Genomic DNA, 21,508 nt, shown 5'->3' on the forward strand with positions numbered 1-21,508 from the left:
TCATACACCTTGCGTATAAATACCCACTTACACATATGAAAAACAGCGATAAAAAACCGAATAAAAATTTAATTTTTATTCGGTAAAAAAAGCTATTTTTCTTTCCTATAGTTATTGCTTTCACCAAACGTTGGCCCCAAGATTCGCGCCCCTGAACACCAACAGTTCTCCAGCCCAATAACGAGGCGCCATGAAGCAGCAACAAATCGAAAACTGGACCTGCGAAGACTCCGCAGAGCTCTACGGCATCCGCAACTGGGGTGCCGGCTATTTCAATTTGAACCAGTCCGGCGAGATGACTGTTGAAGTTAAAAACGAAGCCGGTGAAATCCATGCCGTTTCGCTATTGGATATTGCCCATGGCGCGACTGAGCGCGGACTGGGTATGCCACTACTGGTGCGTTTTGAGAATCTGCTCGACGCACAGGTAGCGCGCATCAACAATTCTTTCCGCAGCGCGATCGACAGCTGTGGCTATCGCAATGTTTTTCGCGGCGTGTTTCCAATCAAGGTAAACCAGCAATGCCAGGTGATCGAGGAGATCGCCAAGGCCGGTCGCCAGTTTGGGCACGGTCTGGAAGCCGGCAGCAAGGCCGAGCTGATCGCGGCCCTGTCGATTCTCGACAACACCGACGCACTGATTGTCTGCAACGGCTACAAGGACGAAGAATTCATTAACCTGGGCCTGCAGGCGCAGCGCCTTGGCGTGCAGGTATTCTTCGTGGTGGAAACGCCCTCAGAAGTGGACACCATTATTCACTGCGCGGAACGCGAGCAGGTGGAGCCGAATATCGGTGTGCGGGTAAAACTCGCGAGCAAGGTTGGCGGCTACTGGAATGCCACCAGCGGCGACCGCAGTATTTTCGGTCTCGGCAGTAATGACCTGATCGCGATGGTCGACAAGCTGCGCGACCACGACATGCTGCACTGCCTGAAACTGCTTCACTACCACCTGGGCTCACAGGTACCGAACATCCGCGATATCCGTACCGGTGTGCTGGAAGCATGCCGCTACTACGCGGACCTGGTCGAGGAAGGCGCTGCGATGGGTTACCTGGACCTGGGCGGCGGTCTGGCAGTGGATTACGACGGCTCCAAGACAAACTATACCCACTCCAAGAACTACTCCCTGGACGAGTACTGTGTGGACGTGGTGGAAGCTATCATGGGCACGCTGGACAGCGAGGGCGTCGAGCACCCGGTGATCATTACTGAGTCCGGCCGTGCAACGGTAGCTTACTCGTCGGTTTTGCTGTTTAACATTCTGGATACCACCAGCTTTGAGCCGATCGAACTTGAGGAAGGCCGCATTACGGACGCCTCACACCCGATGCTCAAGAATCTGCAGGATGCGCTGAGCAGTGTGACAGCAAAAAACCTGCAGGAGAGCTACAACGACGCGCTTTATTACCGCGATGAAATTCGCGCGCTGTACCTGCATGGCCAGGTGAGCCTGCGCGACCGTGCGCTGGCGGAGAACCTGTTCTTGCAATGTGCGCAGAAGATTCGCAAGCTGCTGGACGAGGTGGATCAGGTGCCGGTAGACCTGCAGGCGCTGCCGGAAGTACTTTCTGACATCTATTACGCGAACATGAGTGTGTTCCAGTCGCTGCCAGACATCTGGGCAATCGACCAGCTGTTCCCGCTGCTGCCGGTACACCGCCTGAATGAAGCGCCAACACGTTCGGCGATCATTGCGGATATTACCTGCGACTGCGATGGCAAGATCGACCGGTTTATCGACCGTCAGGATGTGCGCAAGACTCTGCCACTGCATCCGTTAAAGGAAGGTGAGGAGTACATCCTCGGAACTTTCCTGGTCGGTGCGTATCAGGAAACATTGGGCGACCTGCACAATCTGTTTGGCGATACCAATGTGGTCAGTGTGCACATTGAGCAGGACGGTCAGGTGAATTACAGCCGTGAGATTCACGGCGACAGCATTGCTGATGTATTGAGTTATGTTGAGTACTCGCCGCAGGATCTGTTTGAGCGGTTCCGCAAGTTGGCGGAGAGTGCGGTGAAGAGTGGGCGAATTACTGCGCAGCAGCGTAAGGATATTTTGCACACTTATACTGCGAGCATGAGTGGGTATACCTACTTCGAGAAGTAAATAGTTTGTTTTTCAGGTCCAGTGGTAGGTTCTATTGCTGGCTCTGTGGCGGCAGAGCGCCGGGTATTGGTTTTCGGAACCGCTGTAAACCCATCCCTGGGAGCTGCGGCGCAAACATCCTGTTTGCGACGCTTCCGAAAACCAATCCCCGGTACTCTGCCTTAACTTTATATTTCTGCACTCCGTAGCTACCTCGAAGTGCACAACTTGATGCGAAGAGTCTGTTGCCGGGGCCCTTTTGCTGGACCGTCTGCGGCCAGGACGGCCGCAGCCGAGCCCCCATGGATGGGTTAAGGGGGGACGCCTAGTCTGTGTCCAGCAAAAGGGCCCCGGCAACAGACTCGCAACATAACTACCTAGCAGGTTCCACGGAGCCTGACAGAACCCCAAAGGGAGAAAAAAATGGCCAACGTTCTGATTGTCGGCGCCGGTGGCGTCGGTCAGGTGGTAGCGCACAAGTGCGCGCAGGTTGAGGAAGTTTTCGAGAACATCACTCTCGCCAGCCGCACCAAATCCAAGTGCGACAAAATCGCAGACATGCTGCCGCGCAAGATCAATACCGCGGAAGTGGACGCCGATAACGTGAGCGAAATGGTCGCGCTGATCGAGAAGGCCAAGCCCGACATGGTGATCAACGTCGCGCTGCCCTACCAGGACCTGCACATCATGGACGCCTGTCTTGAGACCGGTGTGCACTACCTGGATACTGCCAACTACGAGCCGCCGGAAGAGGCCAAGTTCGAATACAAGTGGCAGTGGGCCTATCAGGAAAAATTCGAGAAAGCCGGCCTGATGGCACTGCTCGGCAGCGGTTTTGACCCGGGTGTGACCAGCGTGTATACCGCCTACGCGAAAAAGCACCACTTCGACACCATCAAGACCCTGGATATTCTCGACTGTAATGCGGGCGACCACGGCCTGCCGTTCGCGACCAATTTCAACCCGGAAATCAACATCCGCGAAATTACTGCCAACGGTCGCTACTGGGAAAACGGCCAGTGGGTAACCACCAAGCCGATGGAAGAAAAGCGGGTTTTTGAGTTCCCCGAAGGCATTGGTGAAAAAGACCTGTACCTGCTGTATCACGAAGAGCTGGAATCCCTGTCCAAGCACTACCCGGAAATCGAGCGCGCGCGCTTCTGGATGACCTTCGGTGCCAGCTACCTGAAGCACCTGGAAGTGTTGCAGAACGTGGGCCTGACCAGCATTGAGCCGATTGAATTCCAGGGCCAGCAGATTGTTCCGATCCAGTTCCTGAAAGCGCTGCTGCCGGATCCGGCGAGCCTCGGCCCGCTGACCAAGGGTAAGACCTGTATCGGCAACATCATCAAGGGTGTGAAAGACGGCGTAGAGAAGATCTACTACGTGTACAACATCTGTGATCACCAGGAGTGCTACAAAGAGGTCCAGTCCCAGGCCATCTCCTACACCACCGGTGTACCGGCCATGATCGGTGCCAAGATGATGATGGAAGGCAAGTGGATGAAACCGGGCGTGTGGAATATGGAGCAGCTGGATCCGGATCCCTTCATGGACGATCTGAACAAGTACGGCCTGCCCTGGCAGGAAACCTGGCTCGACAAGCCGTTTGTATAACTTCTGTTTCTCTGGATGCCGGCCTTCGCCGGCATGACGATGAGCACCCTGTAGGAGCCTGCTTGCAGGCGAATGAAGCCGGTACTGCGCCCCATTCGCCTGCAAGCAGGCTCCTACGACAATAAAGCGAAATTATGGATCTGACTCCCCGCAAAGACTACTTCGGTGATTTCGACCCCAGCCGCGTGTCCACACCCTGCTTCGTAGTGGATGAGATAGCGCTGCGCGACAATCTTGAAGTTCTTGCCGATGTACAAAAGCGCAGTGGCGCCAAGGTACTGGCGGCCCTGAAGGCGTTTTCCATGTTCAGCATCGGCCATATCGTGGCCGAGTATCTTTCCGGTACCTGTGCCAGCGGCATCAACGAAGCGCGCCTGGGATATGAGGAATACGGCGGTAAGGATCTCGGCAAGGAAGTACACGTGTTCAGTGCCGGCTACAAAGAGCAGGAACTGAAAGACATTCTGGAGTTTGCCCACCACGTTATTTTCAATTCGTTCTCGCAGTGGAAGCGCTACAAATCCCTGTGTCTGGAAGCGCAGAAAAAGCGCCCGGAGCTGCAGTTTGGCCTGCGTATCAACCCGGAACACTCCGAGGGCCACACACCGATCTACGACCCCTGCGCGCCCTGCTCGCGCCTGGGTATCGTGCGCTCACTGTTTGAAGGCGAGAGCCTGGAAGGGATCAGCGGTCTGCATTTCCACACGCTGTGCGAACAGGATTTCAAACCGCTGGAGCGCACCATCAAGGCGGTGGAAGAAAAGTTTGGCGACCTGATCCCGCAGATGGAGTGGATCAATTTCGGCGGCGGGCACCATATCACCCGCTGCGACTACCAGGTGGAAGAACTGATCAGCGCGGTAAAGGCGTTTTCAGAAAAGCACGACGTGCAGGTTTATCTGGAACCGGGCGAGGCCGTGGCACTTTTCTGCGGTGTGCTGGTGGGCGAAGTCGTGGATCTGGCGTGGAATGGCAAAGACCAGGCCATCCTCGATGTCTCCGCCACCTGCCATATGCCGGATGTGATCGAGATGCCCTACCGCCCGGAAATTACCGGCGCATCGCTACCGGGAGAATTACCCCACAGCTATCAGCTTGGAGGCCAGAGTTGTCTCGCTGGCGACAGGATTGGCGAGTACAGTTTCGCGGATCCACTGAAAATCGGCGACCGGATTGTGTTTGAGGAAATGGCCTATTACACCATGGTCAAGACCAACACCTTCAACGGTATTCCATTGCCGTCAATTGCGCTGTGGAATTCCGATACGGATGAACTCCGGATGATCAAAGAATTTGGTTACGAGGATTTCAAGAACCGGCTTTCGTGATATTCCCGAGCCCGCCGCTTGTTGCTTTGATCTGAGCGCAGTGGCGGTGAAGCACCGGGTGAAAGGTTTCAAAACCGCTGTGGATACATCCCTGTACGCTGCGTCGGCGACGTCCCTGTCGCCGACGCTTTTGAAACCTTTCACCCGGCACTTCACCTTAATTTTCTGAATTTATCACTTCGTAAGCAGCATGTATTGAACAACCGTTGGTTGCTACGAAGTCCACTACTTGACGCGAAGGCAGAGTGCCAGGTGCGGGTTTTCAGGAGCGTCGCAAACAGGATGTTTGCGCCGCAGCGCCCAGGGATGGGTTCACAGCGGTCCTGAAAACCCGCACCTGGTACTCTGCCGCCACCATTGGCTAAACATGGCCTCTATGGGCCGACCGCAGAGCTAGAACTATGCACACCGAAGACCCCAACATTTTCCTGGGCTCCGAGATTGAACAGCCGAAGCCAGAAGAAGCCCTGTTCCACATCCTGCCGATTCCCTATGAGGAAACCGTCTCCTATGGTGGCGGCACCGGCAAGGGCCCGGCCGCGATTATCGAAGCCTCTCACCAGCTGGAAACCTTCGACAACTTCTCCTCCCCCTGCGAGCTCGGCATCTATACCCGCGACGCCGTGGATGTCAGCGGCCCGGCGGAACAGGTGATGGAAAATATCGCCAGCGCCACCCGCGAGATCCTCGCCCTGGGCAAAATGCCCGTCGGCATCGGCGGTGAACACTCCGTCACCTGGGGCATCATCAAGGGCTACCTGGATGCAGGCATCACCGACTTCGGCGTCGTACAGATTGACGCCCACGCCGACCTGCGCGACCGCTACGAAGGCCACAAGCACAGCCACGCCAGCGTCATGCGCCTGGTGTGCGAAGCCGGTATCCCGCTGTTCCAGCTCGGCATCCGCGCCTACTGTGAAGAAGAAATGGATGCTCGCAAACAGTACAACGTCGGCTACCTGGACGCCCACGAGCTGGTCCCCACCCAGGTGCAATCCTTCGAACTGCCGGAAAACTTCCCCAGCAAGGTATTCTTCACCCTCGATATTGACGGTATGGACCCTTCCGTCTTCCCGTCCACCGGCACCCCGGTACCCGGCGGCCTGGGCTGGTACCAGACACTGAACCTGTTCGAATCCGTGGCCAAACAGCGCGAAATCATCGGCTTTGACCTGCTGGAATTCGCTCCCATCGAAGGCTTCCACGCCTACGAATTCGGTGCCGCTCACCTGCTGTACAAACTTATGGGTATCGTACAGCGCAACCAGTAAATCGAGCCCATCCCTAAAGAATCCGGGAAAGAATCCGGGGTCTCGACCCCGGTCACAACTGCCCCATCAGTCACTGCCAGCCGATACGGCAGGCTGACAGTTCTTTGCGCCCAATGCGTTCAGTGGCGTAGCGCAACCAATCGCAACCGGTTATTATTTGCGCAAAGTAAGTACTCGCTTCGCTACGGAGGTATAGACTGTGAAGGGGACAAATTTGGGGAAGGACGCACAATGAAAACAACTGCAAAAGTAGTTCTGTTTGCCGCCGGGTTGTTAACCCTGCTGTCGTTTGCCTTTGCCAAGCCTGCCGAGGCTCGTGGCTATCATCACGGCCACGGACATCACCACGGTTACTGGGGCCCCCGCTTCCGCGGGCCACGTATCGGCATTGGGCTGACCGTACCCATTCTGCCTGTGGGTTTCGTGAATCTGGCTGTAGGTGGACATCCGTATTACTACCAGGGCGGCTACTTCTATCAACCGGCACCCACTGGCTATGTGGTGGTATCCGCACCGCTCGGCGCTTCCGTACTCACCCTGCCGGCCAGCGCAGTGCGGGTTCAGATCGGTGGTTTTACCTACTACCAGTATGACAACGCCTACTACCAGTGGCAGCCGCGCGCGAGCCGCTATGTTGTAGTGCCGCCCCCCGCCGGGGTCGCCACCGTAGCCAGCACCGGCCCGGTCGTAGCGGGCCCGATAGCAGGAACTACCCAGGCCGCCTATAGCCCCGGGCAGGTGGTTGAATCCCTGCCGGTGGGTTATACCGCCGAGGTGATCAACGGGGTGCAGTATTACCGCTACGGCGGCCATTATTTCATGCCCACTCAGCGCGATGGCCGCGAGGTCTATGTCGTGGTGCAGATCTAAACAGTTATCCACAACCCCGAAAATGCCGCGGCCAGTCACCGCGGCATTTTTGTTTCCGCCCCAATCACCTGTCCCGCGTCACACGTCCCCGAAACAGGTATCCCTGGTCATTTGCTAGGCTAAATTAATCTCGCCCCATCAAAAGAGGAGCCGTGTCCAACAGGCAGGGCAGGCTCAGCTGCGCTCACGCTAGCGGTCACAGCGTATGAATGACTTCGACACCGAGATTTCGCGCTTTATCTGGGAAACCAAGTATCGCTACAGCAATGGCGACCTGATCTGCGAGGCATCGGTGGAGGATAGCTGGCGGCGTCTGGCGCGGGTGCTCGCGCGTACCGAAAAGCGTGATCGCGGGCGCTGGGCCATGCGCTTCTTCCGCAATCTGGTGGATTTCCAGTTCCTGCCCGGGGGGCGCATTCTCGCCGGTGCCGGCACCAACCGGCACGTGACCCTGTTCAACTGCTTCGTCATGGGCACGATCGAAGATTCCATGGCGGCCATTTTCGAGCGCCTCAAGGAGTCGGCGCTGACCATGCAGCAGGGGGGCGGTATTGGCTGTGACTTTTCCACTCTCCGCCCCGCCGGTAGCCACGCGCAGCATACCGGCACGATCGCCTCCGGGCCGGTGTCCTTCATGCGTATCTGGGACGCGACCTGCGCAACCCTGCTTTCTACCGGCAGCCGCCGCGGTGCCATGATGGCTACCCTGCGCTGTGACCACCCGGATATCGAGCGTTTTATCGAGGCGAAGCGCGACCCGCGGGAGCTGCGCCACTTCAATCTTTCCGTGCTGGTCAGCGACGAGCTGATGACCGCCGTGGATCGGGATGAAGACTGGGCTCTGGTGTTTCCAGAGCAGATGCTCGATGGCAGTGGCAGCGAGCAGGTCATGCGCCTCTGGAGCGGATCCGCAACGCTGCAACCCTGCCGCGTACTGAAGCGGGTACGGGCGCGCGACCTGTGGCGGAAAATCACCCGTGCCACCTATGACTATGCAGAGCCCGGGGTACTGTTCAGCGACCGGATCAACAGTCACAACAATCTCTACTACCGGGAACAGATCACGGCGACCAACCCCTGTGGCGAAATTCCGCTGCCCGCTTACGGTGCCTGCAACCTGGGCTCGGTGAACCTGATGCGGTTTGTACGAGCGCCGCTCACCAACCGCGCCGAAGTGGACTGGTCAGGCATCGCGGCCTGCACCGCCGTGGGTGTGCGGATGCTGGATAACGTGATCGACCTCTCGCACTACCCTCTGCCCGCACAAAAGAAACAGGCGCACGGCAGCCGCCGCATCGGTATTGGGATCACCGGCCTAGCCGATACCCTGATCGCCCTAGGATTGCACTATGACAGTGATGCGGCACGACGCCTAGCCGCTCAGGTGATGCAGACGGTGCGCGATTCAGCCTACCAGGCGTCCATTGAACTGGCCGGAGAGAAAGGAGCTTTTCCCTATTTTTCCCGCGATGCCTACCTTGCAGGGGCGGATTTGAAGGCGCTGCCGGACACCCTGCGTCGGGGAATCGGGATCCACGGCATACGCAACAGCCACCTCATCGCAATCGCGCCAACCGGCACCATCAGCCTGCTGGCCAATGGCATATCCAGCGGTGTGGAGCCCGTGTTTGATTTCGAGCACCGGCGGCGGGTTTTGACGGAAAACGGCGATTACCGGGAGTTCGACATTGTCGACCCCATCTACCGGATCTGGCGAGAGCGCGGCGGCGATTCGCAACAGCTGCCAGCGGCATTCGTATCCGCGCGCCAGCTGTCGCCACAAGCGCACCTGCGCATGCAGGCGGCGCTGCAGCCCTATGTGGACAACGCGATCTCCAAGACTGTCAATGTACCGGAGCAGTACCCCTTCGCACAGTTTGAATCACTCTACCGCGAGGCTTTTACCCTCGGTCTCAAGGGATGTACCACATTCCGCCCCAACCCGGTCACCCAGGCGGTGCTCACTGCCGGCGAGCCAACACTTACCAGTCATTGCTGTGATATCGAACGGGAGGGAGAATAGGGAGAGTACGAGGTAAAGGGAGGCTTGAGCTGCAGTACGTTCAGAGAGGCGACGGATTGAGCTGGGAACCGGCCAAGCCTCTGAAAAATAGGCGCCTGAGTTTACCCTTCCTTACATACCGGCGCGGAACCGTCACCGCCTATGGGGTTCAAAGTAAGCAGAAGTTAGTTGCTCCTCTCAAACCCCCTAAGCTTCTATCACCCCGATGCTGCCCCCAACATCGGGTTTTTTTTTGACCTGGGTTTTATCCCGCGCCTTCGGAATTAGTCGCCCTGGTAGTACTCGGGCGCCAGGTTGTCGAAGCGCGTGTATTTACCCACAAAGGCGGCGCGGCAGGTACCGATTTCACCGTTACGCTGCTTGCCGATGATCAACTCTGCCATACCCTTGTCCGGGCTGTCTTCGTTGTAATACTCATCGCGATAAATAAACAGGATCACATCCGCGTCCTGCTCGATCGCACCGGACTCCCGCAGGTCCGAGTTCATCGGGCGCTTGTTGGGGCGCTGCTCCACGCCCCGGTTCAACTGCGACAGCGCGATGACCGGGCACTCGTATTCTTTCGCCAGCGCTTTCAGAGAGCGTGAAATCTCGGAAATTTCCTGGGTACGGCCTTCCGTACTGCCCTTCACCTGCATCAACTGCAGGTAGTCCACCATTACCATGGCCGGCAGTGCACGGCGCTCGGCCTCTTCCCGTGTCAGCTTGGGATCGGCATGCATCAGTTTATTGGTGTGGTCGCGTACGGTGCGTTTGACCCGCGCCCGCACCTCGCTGGGAGAGAGCCCCGGGGTGTCGTCGATATACATCCCCTTGCCTTTCATCTTCTGCACCGCACTGGAGAGCTTCGGCCAGTCGTCTTCCTGCAGTTTGCCGTTCCGGATACGGCCCTGATCGATACGACCAATAGACGACAGCATCCGCATGACGAGGCTGTCGGAAGGCATCTCCATACTGAAGATCAGGGTGGGCTTTTCCTGTGACAGCATGGCCGCTTCGATAAAGTTCAGAGCCAGTGCGGTCTTGCCCATGGAAGGACGAGCGGCGAGGATGATCAGCTCGCCGGGCTGCCAGCCGGATGTACGCTCATCCAGTTCCTGCAGGCCGGTACTGAGGCCAGTGATATCGCCCTCAGACTTGAACAGCTCGTCGATACGCTCGACGGTCTTCTTCAACAGGGCATCGACACCGACGAAGCCGCCCTCTTTGGCGCGCCCCTCGGCAATTTCTGCCACACGGCGCTCGGCCATCTGCAGCAGATCCAGCGAGCCCAGGCCGCCGGGATTAAAACTGGTACGGCTGATTTCACCCGCAGCCGCAATCAACTGGCGCAGCATGGAACGCTCGCGCACGATTTTGGCATAGGCAACGATATTCGCCGCCGACGGGGTATTTTCTGCCAGTTCAGCCAGGTAAGCCGGGCCGCCAATGTCCGCGAGCAATTCGCGACGGGCCAGCGCCTCGGCGAGCGTGACGATATCCAGCGGCTGCTCTTCGTTGGCAAGCTCCAGCATCACCGCAAAGATGGTGCGGTGCGCGGCAACAAAGAAATCGCCCTCGCTCAACTGCTCCGCCACCGCGTCCAGGCGGCTGGCGTCCAGCATCAGGCCGCCGAGAACCGACTGCTCCCCTTCCACAGAATGTGGCAAAGGCGAGCTGGTAGCAGCTTCCTGTAGATCGTCGTCAGGCACAGCGTAATCGTTCATGTCGCAAAGTTTACCGGGCTCAGAAACAAATCAGGCGCTGAATTCACTCAGGAATCCAGCGCCCGATTGTAGCGCGGCTCGTCCAGCAATGGGTACGAAAGACTCAGACTTGCCAGACAACCACTTGTTGCAGGCTGACCTTACTCGGCAGCAACTACAACTTTAACAGCGGCGATAACGTCGGCGTGCAGCTGCACGTCTACGTCGTACTCGCCTACTTCGCGCAGAGCGCCTTCCGGCAGCTTAACTTCAGCTTTGGCTACTTCAACGCCAGCAGCGGTGATCGCTTCAGCGATGTCACGCGTGCCGATGGAGCCGAACAGCTTGCCTTCGTCACCAGCGTTAGCGGTGATGGTAACAACCACTTCAGCCAGCTTCTCGGAGCGAGCAGTCGCTTCGGTCAGCTTGGCAGCAGCAGCCGCTTCCAGTTCAGCGCGCTTGGCTTCGAACTCAGCGATGTTCGCTGCGTTAGCCAGAATGGCCTTGCCAGTAGGCAGCAGGTAGTTGCGACCGAAGCCGGACTTAACGTCAACGCGGTCACCCACGTTGCCCAGTTTGCCTACTTTGTCGAGCAGAATAACTTCCATCTCGGAACCCTCAGTTTCAGTTCTTTTGCGGCGATCAGGCTTTATTGCCCGTCCGCGCGCGAATATCTATCCAGCTATCTATCAGTGCGAGGCCACACAGGAAGCCGGCCAGCGGCAGTGCCGCGATAACCAGCATCACATAGAGGGCGATCAAGGGACCGCGCCCCCAGCCTTTCCGGGCCACCATCCAGTGAATCAGGCCAATGCCTGCCACCAGCATGGGGAATGCGACAACCGCACCCCAGAACACAAAATGCTCGCTGACCAGGCAGAAGATCCACAGCACCATGCCAACAGCCGCAACGGGCAAAGGCATGCGCAGGTTGTGGATTTCCTGCTGTAAACCACCCGGGTTGTACAGCATGGCCTGCCACCAACGCCCCAGCACCAGGGCCAGCGTCGCCGTGATCACCGATACCCAACTCAGGTATCCAGTGGCCTGGGTCTCGCTGTTGAACACCTGGCGTAACTGCTCGGTGTCAGCACCGGCTGTGGCCTCACTTGCGGCCTCCAGCAGGCTGGTCAGTATCCCCCCGGAAATCTGCGAAGTGAGCAGGATTCCCAATGAGGTAGCAACCACCAGCGCAATCAGCGCCCAGCTCCAGGCCCGCGTGGCACGCAGTACCAATGCTCCGGCCAGCACCCCCACAAAGTGGGTGATGGCCAACCCGGACATCAGCGGTGACATATAGCCAGCGCCCGCGGCGGCGACCACCGGCAGCACCGCCCAGACCAAAACAAACAGGCCGTCGCTGCTGCCGCGGCGCAACCCCACCAGTGCAAGCACTGCGGGGCTGATCAACGGAATCCCCACCATGGTGAGGAGCACCGCCCGCACGCGCGACCGCATGGAAAATTCAGCGATAGCGCGCATTAGATAGCTTCTTCTCTTGTGAAGCGACTAAGCAACGGGGCTTAGGCTTCGTGGCTGTCCGTGTACGGCAGCAGCGCAATGTAACGCGCGCGCTTGACCGCAGTGGCCAGCTGACGCTGATACTTGGCTTTGGTGCCAGTAATACGGCTCGGTACGATTTTGCCAGTTTCAGAGATGTAGGCTTTCAGGGTATCGAGATCTTTGTAGTCGATACGCTTAACACCTTCAGCGGTGAAACGGCAGAACTTACGACGACGGAAAAAACGTGCCATCTGATAATCCCCTTACTCTTCGTCTTCGGTGTTATCGGAAGACGCGGCTTCTTGAGCGCCCTCGGAGGAGTCACTTTCGTCACGCTCAGAACGCTCACGACGCTCAGTACGCTCAGCGCGCGCAGCTTTGCGCTCGCGGGACTCTTTCTCGGCCTTCATGATCGGGCTTTCTTCAGTGATCGCTTCGTCTTCACGGATCACCAGGTTACGCAGCACCGCATCGTTGTACTTGAAGTTGGTGGTCAGTTCGGCCAGCGCTTCTTCAGTACACTCAACATTCATCAGAATGTAGTGAGCCTTGTGGATTTTGTTGATCGGGTAAGCCAGACGGCGGCGGCCCCAGTCTTCCAGACGGTGTACGCTGCCACCGCTTTCGTTGATGGTCGCAGTGTAACGCTCGACCATGCCGGCTACCTGCTCGCTCTGGTCCGGGTGAACCAGGAATACAATTTCGTAATGACGCATTTTTGCTCCTTACGGGTTGAACAGCCTCCCGGCTTGTCGTTAGTGACTGCCCGGTGAGGCAAGGAGTGCAACGGACGCAACAGATCTACTACAGACCTCGGGTCTATTGCGGGCGGCGTATTCTATGCCCCCTGCCAACTGGTTGCAAGTTGATCGATTGGCTGGCAAAGGCCCTGAAAGCGGACGTTCCGGTCACGGCGCACGCTGTCACGTGACCATTTTGAACACTCCAGTTTTACTCCCCCAGGATCCACTTCAGCACCACCAATTTCACTTCCGCCATTGAGGGGTTGCCCCAGCCCTTCGTCTAGTTATTCAAAGATGGCCAGACTCAAGATGTAGCAGGGGACAGACCATGGATCCGATGATTGTGCAGTTTGACGACGCGGTACCAGCGGATTACTGCAACCAGCTGATCCAGCGCTTCCAGGATTCGCCAGACAAAACCGCCGGGCAAATCGGCTCCGGTGTGGATAAGGCCAAGAAGGAAAGTTCCGACCTGTACCTGTCCTCATTCGATTCCTGGCGGGATGTGTGCCGCGACATTAACGGTACCGTCTACCAGGCGCTGACGTCGTATTGCCGCCGCTACCCGCACCTGCTCACCGGGGCGATATCCCCGAGCATTCGCGACGAGAGCGGCAACAGCATGCGCACTCTGGCCGCAGAGGATGTGGCAGATCTCGACGAGCAGCTGCTCAAGCAACTGGTAGCCGGCTTCTTCCGCTTCGACGGCATCAACATGCAGCACTACAGGCAAAGTAGTGGCGGATACCACCACTGGCACTCAGAGCACTACCCGCACCCGCGGGATCCGCAGCAGAAGTCTTTGCACCGGGTGCTTTTCTGGTTGCTGTACCTGAACGATGTGGAAGAAGGCGGGGAGACCGAGTTTTTCTACCAGGGCAGCAAGATAAAGCCGCGCCAGGGGCGCCTGCTGCTCTCGCCATGCAGCTTTACCCATACGCATCGGGGCAATGTGCCGGTATCGAACGACAAGTACATCCTTACGTCCTGGGTGATGTACCGACCGGCCAGCCAGCTTTACGGCAAACCGCCAGGCTGAAGCCTGGCGGCACACTCAAAATAAGAATGCAAAATAAAAACGAAGCAAAATAAAAACGAAAAAGAATAAGAACACACAAGAAGAAAAACTGACTGACACGGAACCAAGAAAAACAAACAGGATGGATCAAATCGGGGCGGCTTAGCCCCTTTTTTTTGCCCGCCGTTTCCTCACCCCGCCTCACCAGCTAACCGCCCCGCTGGCGCACAGCCTCAAACAGACATACGCCGGTCGCAACAGAGACATTCAAACTGCTGACCTCACCTGCCATCGGGATTTTGATCAGGTGGTCACAGTTTTCCCGGGTCAGCCGACGCAGACCGGGACCTTCCGCCCCCATCACCAGCGCCAGTGGCCCGGTCAGCTGGGCCTGGTAAATATTCTGCTCCGCCTCACCGGCAGCGCCATAAATCCACACACCGGCCTGCTGTAACATCTGCAGGGTGCGAGCAAGGTTCGTCACAGTGACAAACGGCAGCACTTCGGCCGCACCACATGCCACCTTTCTCGCCGTAGGCGTAAGCCCCGCAGCTTTATCCTTGGGCGCAATCACCGCGTGCACCCCGGCCGCCTCGGCGGAGCGCAGGCAGGCACCAAGGTTATGCGGATCGGTCACGCCGTCCAGCAGCAACAGAAACGGCGGCTCTCCACGATCGTCCAGTTGCTGCAGCAGCGACTTCAGAAACTGCTCGTCATACACTTTGGTGGCGGCGGCACAGATCGCCAGCACGCCCTGATGATTCCCTTCATCACCGATTTTTTCATCCAGCACCCGGCGATCAACAAAACGAATAACGATCTCGTTCTGCTCCGCCTGGCGAATGATTTTCTGCAGTTTCTGATCTTTGCGACCACGCAATAGCAGCAGCTCCTGAACCTGCTGCGGCGAGCTTTTCAGCAATGCCTGCACTGCGTGCAGGCCGTATACCAGTTCCTGTGCCACTTGCTACTTCTTCTTTCCGGGTTTCTTTTTGGCAAGCTTTTTGTTTGCCTTCTTCTGCGCCGCTTTTTTGCCGACAGCGGCCTTGGCCGCCTTGTGGGCTGCCTTGCGTGCAGCTACGGCCGGGCGTTTGCCCCCTTTGCGCGTCGGCGTACGTCTGGGGCCGCGCTTCTTGTGCGGCGCCTCGTCCGGGGAAGCTGCACCCTCATCGGCTTCAGTTACCGCTTCCCGCTCAACAGACGGCGGTACAACCTCGGCCTCACTACTCCCTACCTTGCGTTTGCGAATTGGCCGCGGCGATTCCTCGGAATCTGCGCCGACCGCTCCTGCCTTGCTTTTAATACCGCCCCAGGGACTGGCTTTTTCCGAGCCGGTACTGAAATCCGACTTACCGCGACGCTGGCGCTCATGCTGGAACTCCACGGCCATTTCCATGGCACGACCACTGACATTGGTGGCTTCAGCTCCGGTTTTTGACTTGGTTTTTTTCTGCACCGACAACTCCTGTGCATCCTCACCCTTGGCGTACTGCCCCTCAACTTTGCGCTGGGACTTATCCGCTTTCGGCTTGCGGTATTTTGGGTTTTTGTATGACGGGCGCGGGTGTAACTCCACAAAGGTAAAGTCCACCTTGCGCTCTTCCAGGTCGACCCGTGCAACCTGCACGGTAACCGAGTCACCAAGGTGATAGCGCGCCCCGCTGCGTTCACCGATCAGGCGCTGATGAGCCTGTTCGAAATGGTAAAAATCCTTGGGTAGCGCGGTGACGTGGATCAGCCCTTCCACATACAGGTCATCCAGTTCTACAAACAGGCCAAAACCGGTGACCGCGCTGATCACACCGCGATATACCTCACCCACATGATCCTGCAGGTATTCACACTTGAGCCAGCTGACCACATCGCGGGTAGCGTCATCCGCGCGCCGCTCGGTCATCGAGCAGTGCTCCCCCAGCTCCACCATGGCAGCGGTGCTGTAGGGCAGAATCTGCCCCCGTTCGATGGCGTGAGCACCGGGCGCCTGACGTACTTTTTCCGCCACTGGCGCAGGGTTCGCGCTACCATTCCTGATCAGCCAGCGCAGCCCGCGATGCAACAGCAGGTCCGGGTAGCGTCGAATCGGCGACGTGAAATGGGCGTAAGCGCGGTAATCGAGACCGAAATGGCCCCGATTTTCCGGCTGGTACACCGCCTGATTCATCGAGCGCAGCAGCATGGTCTGGATAATATGGAAATCCGGCCGCCCTTCTACCTGCTCCAGCAGAGCCTGATAATCACTGGGCTGCGGCTCACTGCCGCCCTCCAGCCTCAAGCCGAGCTCACCCAGATACGCGCGCAGGTTTTCCAGCCGCTCCTGCTTGGGCGTATCGTGCACCCGATACAGGGCGGGCAGCTCTGCCAATTCCATCAATTCCGCCGCGCAGACATTGGCGGCCAGCATGCACTCCTCGATCATCTTGTGCGCGTCATTGCGCACCACCGGCACGATACGCTCGATCTTGCGCGCCTCATCAAAAATGATGCGGGTTTCGGTGGTTTCGAAGTCGATAGCACCACGCCGGTCCCGCGCACCCCGCAAGGCCCGGTAAAGGTCGTGCAGGTTGTCCAGGTGTGGGGTCAGCGCTGCAAACTGCTTGCGCAGACCGCTGTCGCGGCTATCCCGCTCATCGACGATCTGCCCTACCTGGGTGTAGGTAAAGCGCGCGTGGCTACGCATCACCCCTTCGAGGAACTGGTAGCCGAGAATATTCCCGGACTCATCGATGCGCATCTCGCACACCATACACAGGCGATCCACGTCCGGGTTCAGCGAGCAGAGACCATTGGAGAGCTTCTCAGGCAACATCGGCACGACAAAATCGGGGAAATACACAGAGTTGCCACGCTGATGCGCTTCCACATCCAGCGCTGTACCCACCTCTACATAGTGGGAAACATCCGCAATGGCGACCAGCAGCTTCCAGGTGCCATTCGGCAACAGCTCGCAGAAAACCGCATCGTCAAAGTCCCGCGCATCTTCTCCATCGATCGTAACCAGCGGTAACTGGCGCAGGTCGATACGCGCCTTCTTATCCTCTTCCAATACCTCGTCGGCGATACCGGCCACCTGCGCCTGCACAGCAGCGGCCCAGGTGTGGGGAATGCCGTAATTGCGGATGGCAACGTCGATCTCCATCCCCGGCGCCAGATGGTCGCCAAGGATCTCGGCTACCTCGCCTTGGGGCAGGTTATTGCGGCCGGGCTGGGTAGTGATATTCACCACCACATACTGACCACTTTTGGCCTCACCGCACTTGCCCTCTGCCACCATCACATCGAGGGTCATACGGGGGTTGTCCGGACGCACAAAACAAACGCCATCCTCCCGGTACAGGCGCCCCGCCAGCTCGTGGGTATTGTGTTTGATGACCCGCACGATCGCGCCCTCACGCTTGCCGCGAAAACCGCCCGGGGTTTCGCGCACCAGCACTTCATCGCCATCGAAAACCTTGCGCATCTGGCGGTGGGACAGAAACAGATCGTCGCTGCCATCGCCGGGGGAGACGAAGCCAAAGCCATCCCGGTGACCGATCACATGACCGCGCACCAGGCTCATCTTGTCCAGCACACCGAAATCACCGGCGCGGTTACTCGCAATCTGGCCATCGCGGGACATGGCGATCAGGCGCCGGCGCACCCCCTCGCGACGATCTTCGTCGTCCAGGCTCAGCAGGTCTGCGACCGCCTCCCAGGACACCGGCCCCGACTGCTGCTCCAGCAGGTCGAGCAGGAACTCGCGGCTGGGAATGGGCTTTTCGTATTTTTCAGCCTCGCGATCGGCATGGGGATCGGCATGAACCCCGGCCTGGGAGGACGAATTTGGTTTGTCTTGATTCAAAACAGCTTCCATTGTTCTGCGATTAACCATGCTGTCTGCACGGCTCCGGAATACACCCGGCGCAGCGGGATGAGTGGGTGCAACCAGAATTGGCGAATGCCAGGGCTGCTAGCGCTGCCCGGAATGTTGCACATTGCCGGCATTATAAGCGATTTGCGCTCCAATTCCCGACCAGTTTTTACTGACTATCGTCGACCTCCAGCCAGCTGCCGCCGCAACCCCGCCGCACATGGCATAAAATTTCACAAAAAACCGTTGACACCCAAAATCCAACTCAATATAGTGCGCGTCCTCAACGGGGAACACCGTTGAATTGCCCAGGTGGCGGAATTGGTAGACGCGCTAGCTTCAGGTGCTAGTGGCCTTACGGTCGTGGAAGTTCAAGTCTTCTCCTGGGCACCATATTCGCAAAAAAGGCCGACTCGCAAGAGTCGGCCTTTTTTGTTTCCAGATACCACACCGGCCGCCAAACCACTCCCCCCGTAACAACCCGGCACCCGACCTCACTTACCGCAAAGCCGGACACCCAGTGGGCAAATCACCCGGTATTACGCATTCCCGCGGCAATCCCCGCAATGGTCACCATCAACGCACTTTCCAGCACCGGATCCTCCTCGCGATTGCGCAGGCGATCCATCAATTCCGCCTGCAGCAAATGCAGGGGGTCGGTATAAGGATCCCGCACACGGATCGACCAGCGCATCACCGGATTGTTATCCAGCAGACTTTCGCGCCCGGTCAGGTGACTCAGAGCATTGACCGTACGCGCCAGGCGGCTGCGCAGCTCAACACCGAGACGCTGCAGCTCCGGATCATCGGTCAGCCGCTCTTCATACCAGGACGCCACGCGGGTATCGGACTTCGCCAGTACCATCTCCAGCATATCCACCACCGTCTGAAAGAAGGGCCACTCCTCACTCATGGCACGCAGAGTCTCCGGAGCCCCCTCCATTCCCGTCTCCAGTGCCGCACCCGTGCCCAGCCAGGCTGGAAGCATCAGACGCATCTGGGTCCAGGCGAAGACCCACGGAATCGCCCGCAGGGTCTCAACCCCACCACCCGGCTTGCGGCGAGCCGGACGGCTCCCCAGCGCCAGGCGACTCAATTCGGTTTCCGGGGTTACCGTACGCAGGTAGGAAACCAGCGCCGGATCTTCAAACACAACTTCACGGTAAGCCTGCACCGAGGCCTCCGTCAGGCGATCCATCTGCTCACGCCACTCCGGGCGCGGCTCCGCCGGCGGCAACAGCGTCGCCTCCAGCGTGGCCGCCACATACTGCTCCAGGTTATAGGCCGCCACTGAAGGGCGCCCGTATTTGAAACGAATCATCTCACCCTGCTCGGTAACCCGGATGCGCCCGGCAACTGATCCCGGCGGCTGCGACAGCAATGCCATCCGCGTGGGCGAACCACCACGGGAAATAGAGCCGCCGCGACCGTGGAACAATGTGAGCGGGACACCATATTCGCGACAAATAGCCGTGAGCTGCTCCTGCGCGCGGAACTGCGCCCAGGCGGCACCAAGGAAGCCCGCGTCTTTCGCAGAGTCGGAATAGCCGATCATCACCTCCTGCCCACTGCGTACCCGCTCACGATAGAACGGCAACTCAAGCAGCGCACTCATGGTACCCGGCGCATTATCGAGGTCATCCAGCGTTTCAAACAGCGGCACTACGCGCATTGGCTGAGCCACGCCCGCAACCTTCTGCAGCAACATGACGGCAAGCACATCAGAAGGTCGCCGCGCCATGGAGATCACATAGGCGCCCAACCCCTCCTGCCCCTGCTCCGCGATGACCTTGCAGGTATCCAGCACTTCACGCACTTCGTCGGTACAGAATTCACTGCAATAGAAAGCACCATTGATAAGCGGGCGCCGACTCTCCAGCTCGGCCTGCAGGAACTTCTGCTTTACCGACTCCCCCCACTCCGCATAGCTACCGAGATCCAGGAAACGGGTAATTGCATCCACCGCTTCCATATGGCGCGTGGACTCCTGACGGATATCCAGGCGCAGCAGGGTAATCCCGAAACAGTTCAGCCGACGCATCGTGTCCTTCAGCTGACCGTCGGCGATAGCCGCAAGGCCAACTGCGCGCAAAGAGCGGTCGATCAGCGACAACTCTTCATACAACTGCGCACCACTGGTATAACCCTCACCCTCAGGCTCAAGACCATCGGTGACGCGCGCCTCCATTTGTGCACGGGTTGTTCGCAGGCGATCACGCACCTCGCGCAACAATAGGCGGTAAGGCTCACTACTGGGCCCGGTGCGCGCCAGCAATTCATCACTGGCCCGATGCATGGACAGGTCGGCAAGCAGGTTTTCCACATCGCGCAAGTAGAGATCTGCCGCCATCCAGCGCGCCAGCAGTAGCACTTCACGGGTAACCCTGGATGTGACGTTGGGGTTGCCGTCACGATCGCCACCCATCCACGACGCAAAGCGGATCGGCACCCAGTCCGCCGGCAACGGGCCCAGCCCGGCCAGCGCCAGCTCCGCCTCAATATCCCGCATCCCCCTGGGTACCGCCTGCCACAACGACTGCTCAATGGTGGCAAAGCCCCACTTGGCCTCATCCACCGGTGTTGGGCGCTCACGACGGATCTCATCCGTACTCCAGGCAGACAGAATTTGCTCGCGCAGCAGACGCCGCACATCTTCCTGCTCCTCGGGCGTGCGATCCGGGCGATCCAAGTCTGTCAGCAGGTTCGCGATCTGGTCGTATTTGCGAATGAGGGTGCGACGGGTAACTTCCGTCGGGTGGGCAGTGAGCACCAACTCTACGGAAAGGTCATTCAGCACTTCGCCAACAACGTCGGGAGAAACATCCGCTTTCTTCAACTCCGCCAACACCTGGCGCAGACCCCGATCCGTATCGGGGTCACCAGGGAAACGCTCATGACGACGACGCAGGCGCTCGCGGTGACGCTGTTCAGCAATGTTCGCCAGGTTGAGGAACTGACTGAACGCTCTCGCCACTTCCAATAAGGTGTTGTCGTCCAGCGGATCCAGCAGCTCCCGTAGTCTGGCTACCGGCATATCACCATGTCCACGGCTTTCTACCGCTGCCTGACGGATGGTCTCAACGGTATGGAACAGCGGCGTCCCCGCCTGTTCTTGCAGAACTTTGCCCAGTTCATCACCCAATAAGCGCACATCTTCCCGCAATGGGGCATTTTGATCCTGATCCACGGAATGCTTCTCCCTTTTGGAAATTTTGCCCATTTTACATATTTCGATCGAAAGTAAGATGTCTCACAATATATTTTTGTAACAAAACTACAAAAAACTTGTCTTTTGAGTCACAACGAACAATTGACACCCCAAAAAAAATCTCTATAGTGCGCACCTCAGCGGTGAACACCGCTATGCCCAGGTGGCGGAATTGGTAGACGCGCTAGCTTCAGGTGCTAGTGGCCTTACGGTCGTGGAAGTTCAAGTCTTCTCCTGGGCACCATATTCGCAAAAAAGGCCGACTCTCACGAGTCGGCCTTTTTTGTATCCGCTTCAGAGGCT

Annotated in this window: 15 protein-coding genes and 2 tRNA genes; 9 read left to right on the top strand and 8 right to left on the bottom strand. The window is 58.2% G+C overall.

The genetic code is table 11. The annotated features are described in order from the left end of the window. Positions 1–190: 190 nt before the first annotated feature. The 6 genes from speA (at position 191) to LC093_RS12910 (ending at position 9,201) form a co-directional block, all read left to right on the top strand. Positions 191–2,113: a biosynthetic arginine decarboxylase gene (gene speA / locus LC093_RS12885; RefSeq protein ID WP_226665344.1), complete on the top strand. Its 1,923-nt coding sequence runs from the start codon at positions 191–193 to the stop codon at positions 2,111–2,113. A 402-nt stretch (positions 2,114–2,515) separates the two neighbouring features. After that, a complete protein-coding gene (locus tag LC093_RS12890; RefSeq protein ID WP_226665346.1) occupies positions 2,516–3,709 on the top strand; it encodes a saccharopine dehydrogenase family protein in 1,194 nt (397 codons plus the stop codon). A gap of 134 nt (positions 3,710–3,843) precedes the next feature. Further along, a complete protein-coding gene (nspC, locus tag LC093_RS12895) occupies positions 3,844–5,037 on the top strand; it encodes a carboxynorspermidine decarboxylase (RefSeq protein WP_226665348.1) in 1,194 nt (397 codons plus the stop codon). A gap of 401 nt (positions 5,038–5,438) precedes the next feature. Beyond that, a complete protein-coding gene (speB, locus tag LC093_RS12900) occupies positions 5,439–6,308 on the top strand; it encodes an agmatinase (RefSeq protein ID WP_226665351.1) in 870 nt (289 codons plus the stop codon). A 231-nt stretch (positions 6,309–6,539) separates the two neighbouring features. Continuing rightward, positions 6,540–7,178 (top strand): DUF6515 family protein, encoded by a 639-nt coding sequence (locus LC093_RS12905; protein WP_226665352.1) that lies wholly within the window; start codon positions 6,540–6,542, stop codon positions 7,176–7,178. A 205-nt stretch (positions 7,179–7,383) separates the two neighbouring features. Then, positions 7,384–9,201: an adenosylcobalamin-dependent ribonucleoside-diphosphate reductase gene (locus LC093_RS12910; protein WP_226665355.1), complete on the top strand. Its 1,818-nt coding sequence runs from the start codon at positions 7,384–7,386 to the stop codon at positions 9,199–9,201. 263 nt (positions 9,202–9,464) lie between these two features. On the opposite strand, the gene dnaB is transcribed toward LC093_RS12910, so the two are convergent. The 5 genes from dnaB to rpsF all read right to left on the bottom strand — a co-directional run bounded on the left by dnaB (position 9,465) and on the right by rpsF (position 13,105). Beyond that, the gene (gene dnaB, locus LC093_RS12915; RefSeq protein ID WP_226665357.1) at positions 9,465–10,907 is read right to left on the bottom strand and encodes a replicative DNA helicase; all 1,443 of its coding nucleotides are present in this window, start codon (positions 10,905–10,907) and stop codon (positions 9,465–9,467) included. 140 nt (positions 10,908–11,047) lie between these two features. Next, the gene (gene rplI / locus LC093_RS12920; protein WP_226665359.1) at positions 11,048–11,494 is read right to left on the bottom strand and encodes a 50S ribosomal protein L9; all 447 of its coding nucleotides are present in this window, start codon (positions 11,492–11,494) and stop codon (positions 11,048–11,050) included. A gap of 34 nt (positions 11,495–11,528) precedes the next feature. Continuing rightward, positions 11,529–12,368, bottom strand: coding sequence for a hypothetical protein (locus LC093_RS12925; RefSeq protein WP_226665361.1), 840 nt, complete (start codon positions 12,366–12,368; stop codon positions 11,529–11,531). 41 nt (positions 12,369–12,409) lie between these two features. Next, the gene (gene rpsR / locus LC093_RS12930; RefSeq protein ID WP_226665363.1) at positions 12,410–12,640 is read right to left on the bottom strand and encodes a 30S ribosomal protein S18; all 231 of its coding nucleotides are present in this window, start codon (positions 12,638–12,640) and stop codon (positions 12,410–12,412) included. Positions 12,641–12,652: 12 nt separating this feature from the next. Then, on the bottom strand, positions 12,653–13,105 hold the full coding sequence (gene rpsF, locus LC093_RS12935) for a 30S ribosomal protein S6 (RefSeq protein WP_226665364.1): 453 nt from the start codon (positions 13,103–13,105) through the stop codon (positions 12,653–12,655). 355 nt (positions 13,106–13,460) lie between these two features. Between rpsF and LC093_RS12940 the strand changes: the two genes are divergently transcribed. Then, positions 13,461–14,171: a 2OG-Fe(II) oxygenase family protein gene (locus LC093_RS12940; protein WP_226665366.1), complete on the top strand. Its 711-nt coding sequence runs from the start codon at positions 13,461–13,463 to the stop codon at positions 14,169–14,171. Between the two features lie 187 nt (positions 14,172–14,358). Here the strand turns inward: LC093_RS12940 and rlmB are convergent, their stop codons facing one another. After that, positions 14,359–15,114, bottom strand: coding sequence for a 23S rRNA (guanosine(2251)-2'-O)-methyltransferase RlmB (gene rlmB / locus LC093_RS12945; protein WP_226665369.1), 756 nt, complete (start codon positions 15,112–15,114; stop codon positions 14,359–14,361). Positions 15,115–15,117: 3 nt separating this feature from the next. Next, positions 15,118–18,000, bottom strand: a complete 2,883-nt coding sequence (gene rnr, locus LC093_RS12950) for a ribonuclease R (protein WP_226665370.1) — start codon at positions 17,998–18,000, stop codon at positions 15,118–15,120. A gap of 303 nt (positions 18,001–18,303) precedes the next feature. Here rnr and LC093_RS12955 point away from each other — a divergent pair. Continuing rightward, positions 18,304–18,390, top strand: a tRNA-Leu gene (locus LC093_RS12955). 136 nt (positions 18,391–18,526) lie between these two features. Here LC093_RS12955 and ppc read toward each other — a convergent pair. Beyond that, positions 18,527–21,184, bottom strand: a complete 2,658-nt coding sequence (gene ppc / locus LC093_RS12960) for a phosphoenolpyruvate carboxylase (protein ID WP_226665373.1) — start codon at positions 21,182–21,184, stop codon at positions 18,527–18,529. A gap of 178 nt (positions 21,185–21,362) precedes the next feature. Here ppc and LC093_RS12965 point away from each other — a divergent pair. Then, positions 21,363–21,449 (top strand) — tRNA-Leu (locus LC093_RS12965). Positions 21,450–21,508: the final 59 nt, after the last annotated feature.

Origin of the sequence: Microbulbifer aggregans (assembly GCF_020524005.1) — a bacterium.
GTDB classification, from domain to species: Bacteria; Pseudomonadota; Gammaproteobacteria; order Pseudomonadales; family Cellvibrionaceae; genus Microbulbifer; species Microbulbifer aggregans_A.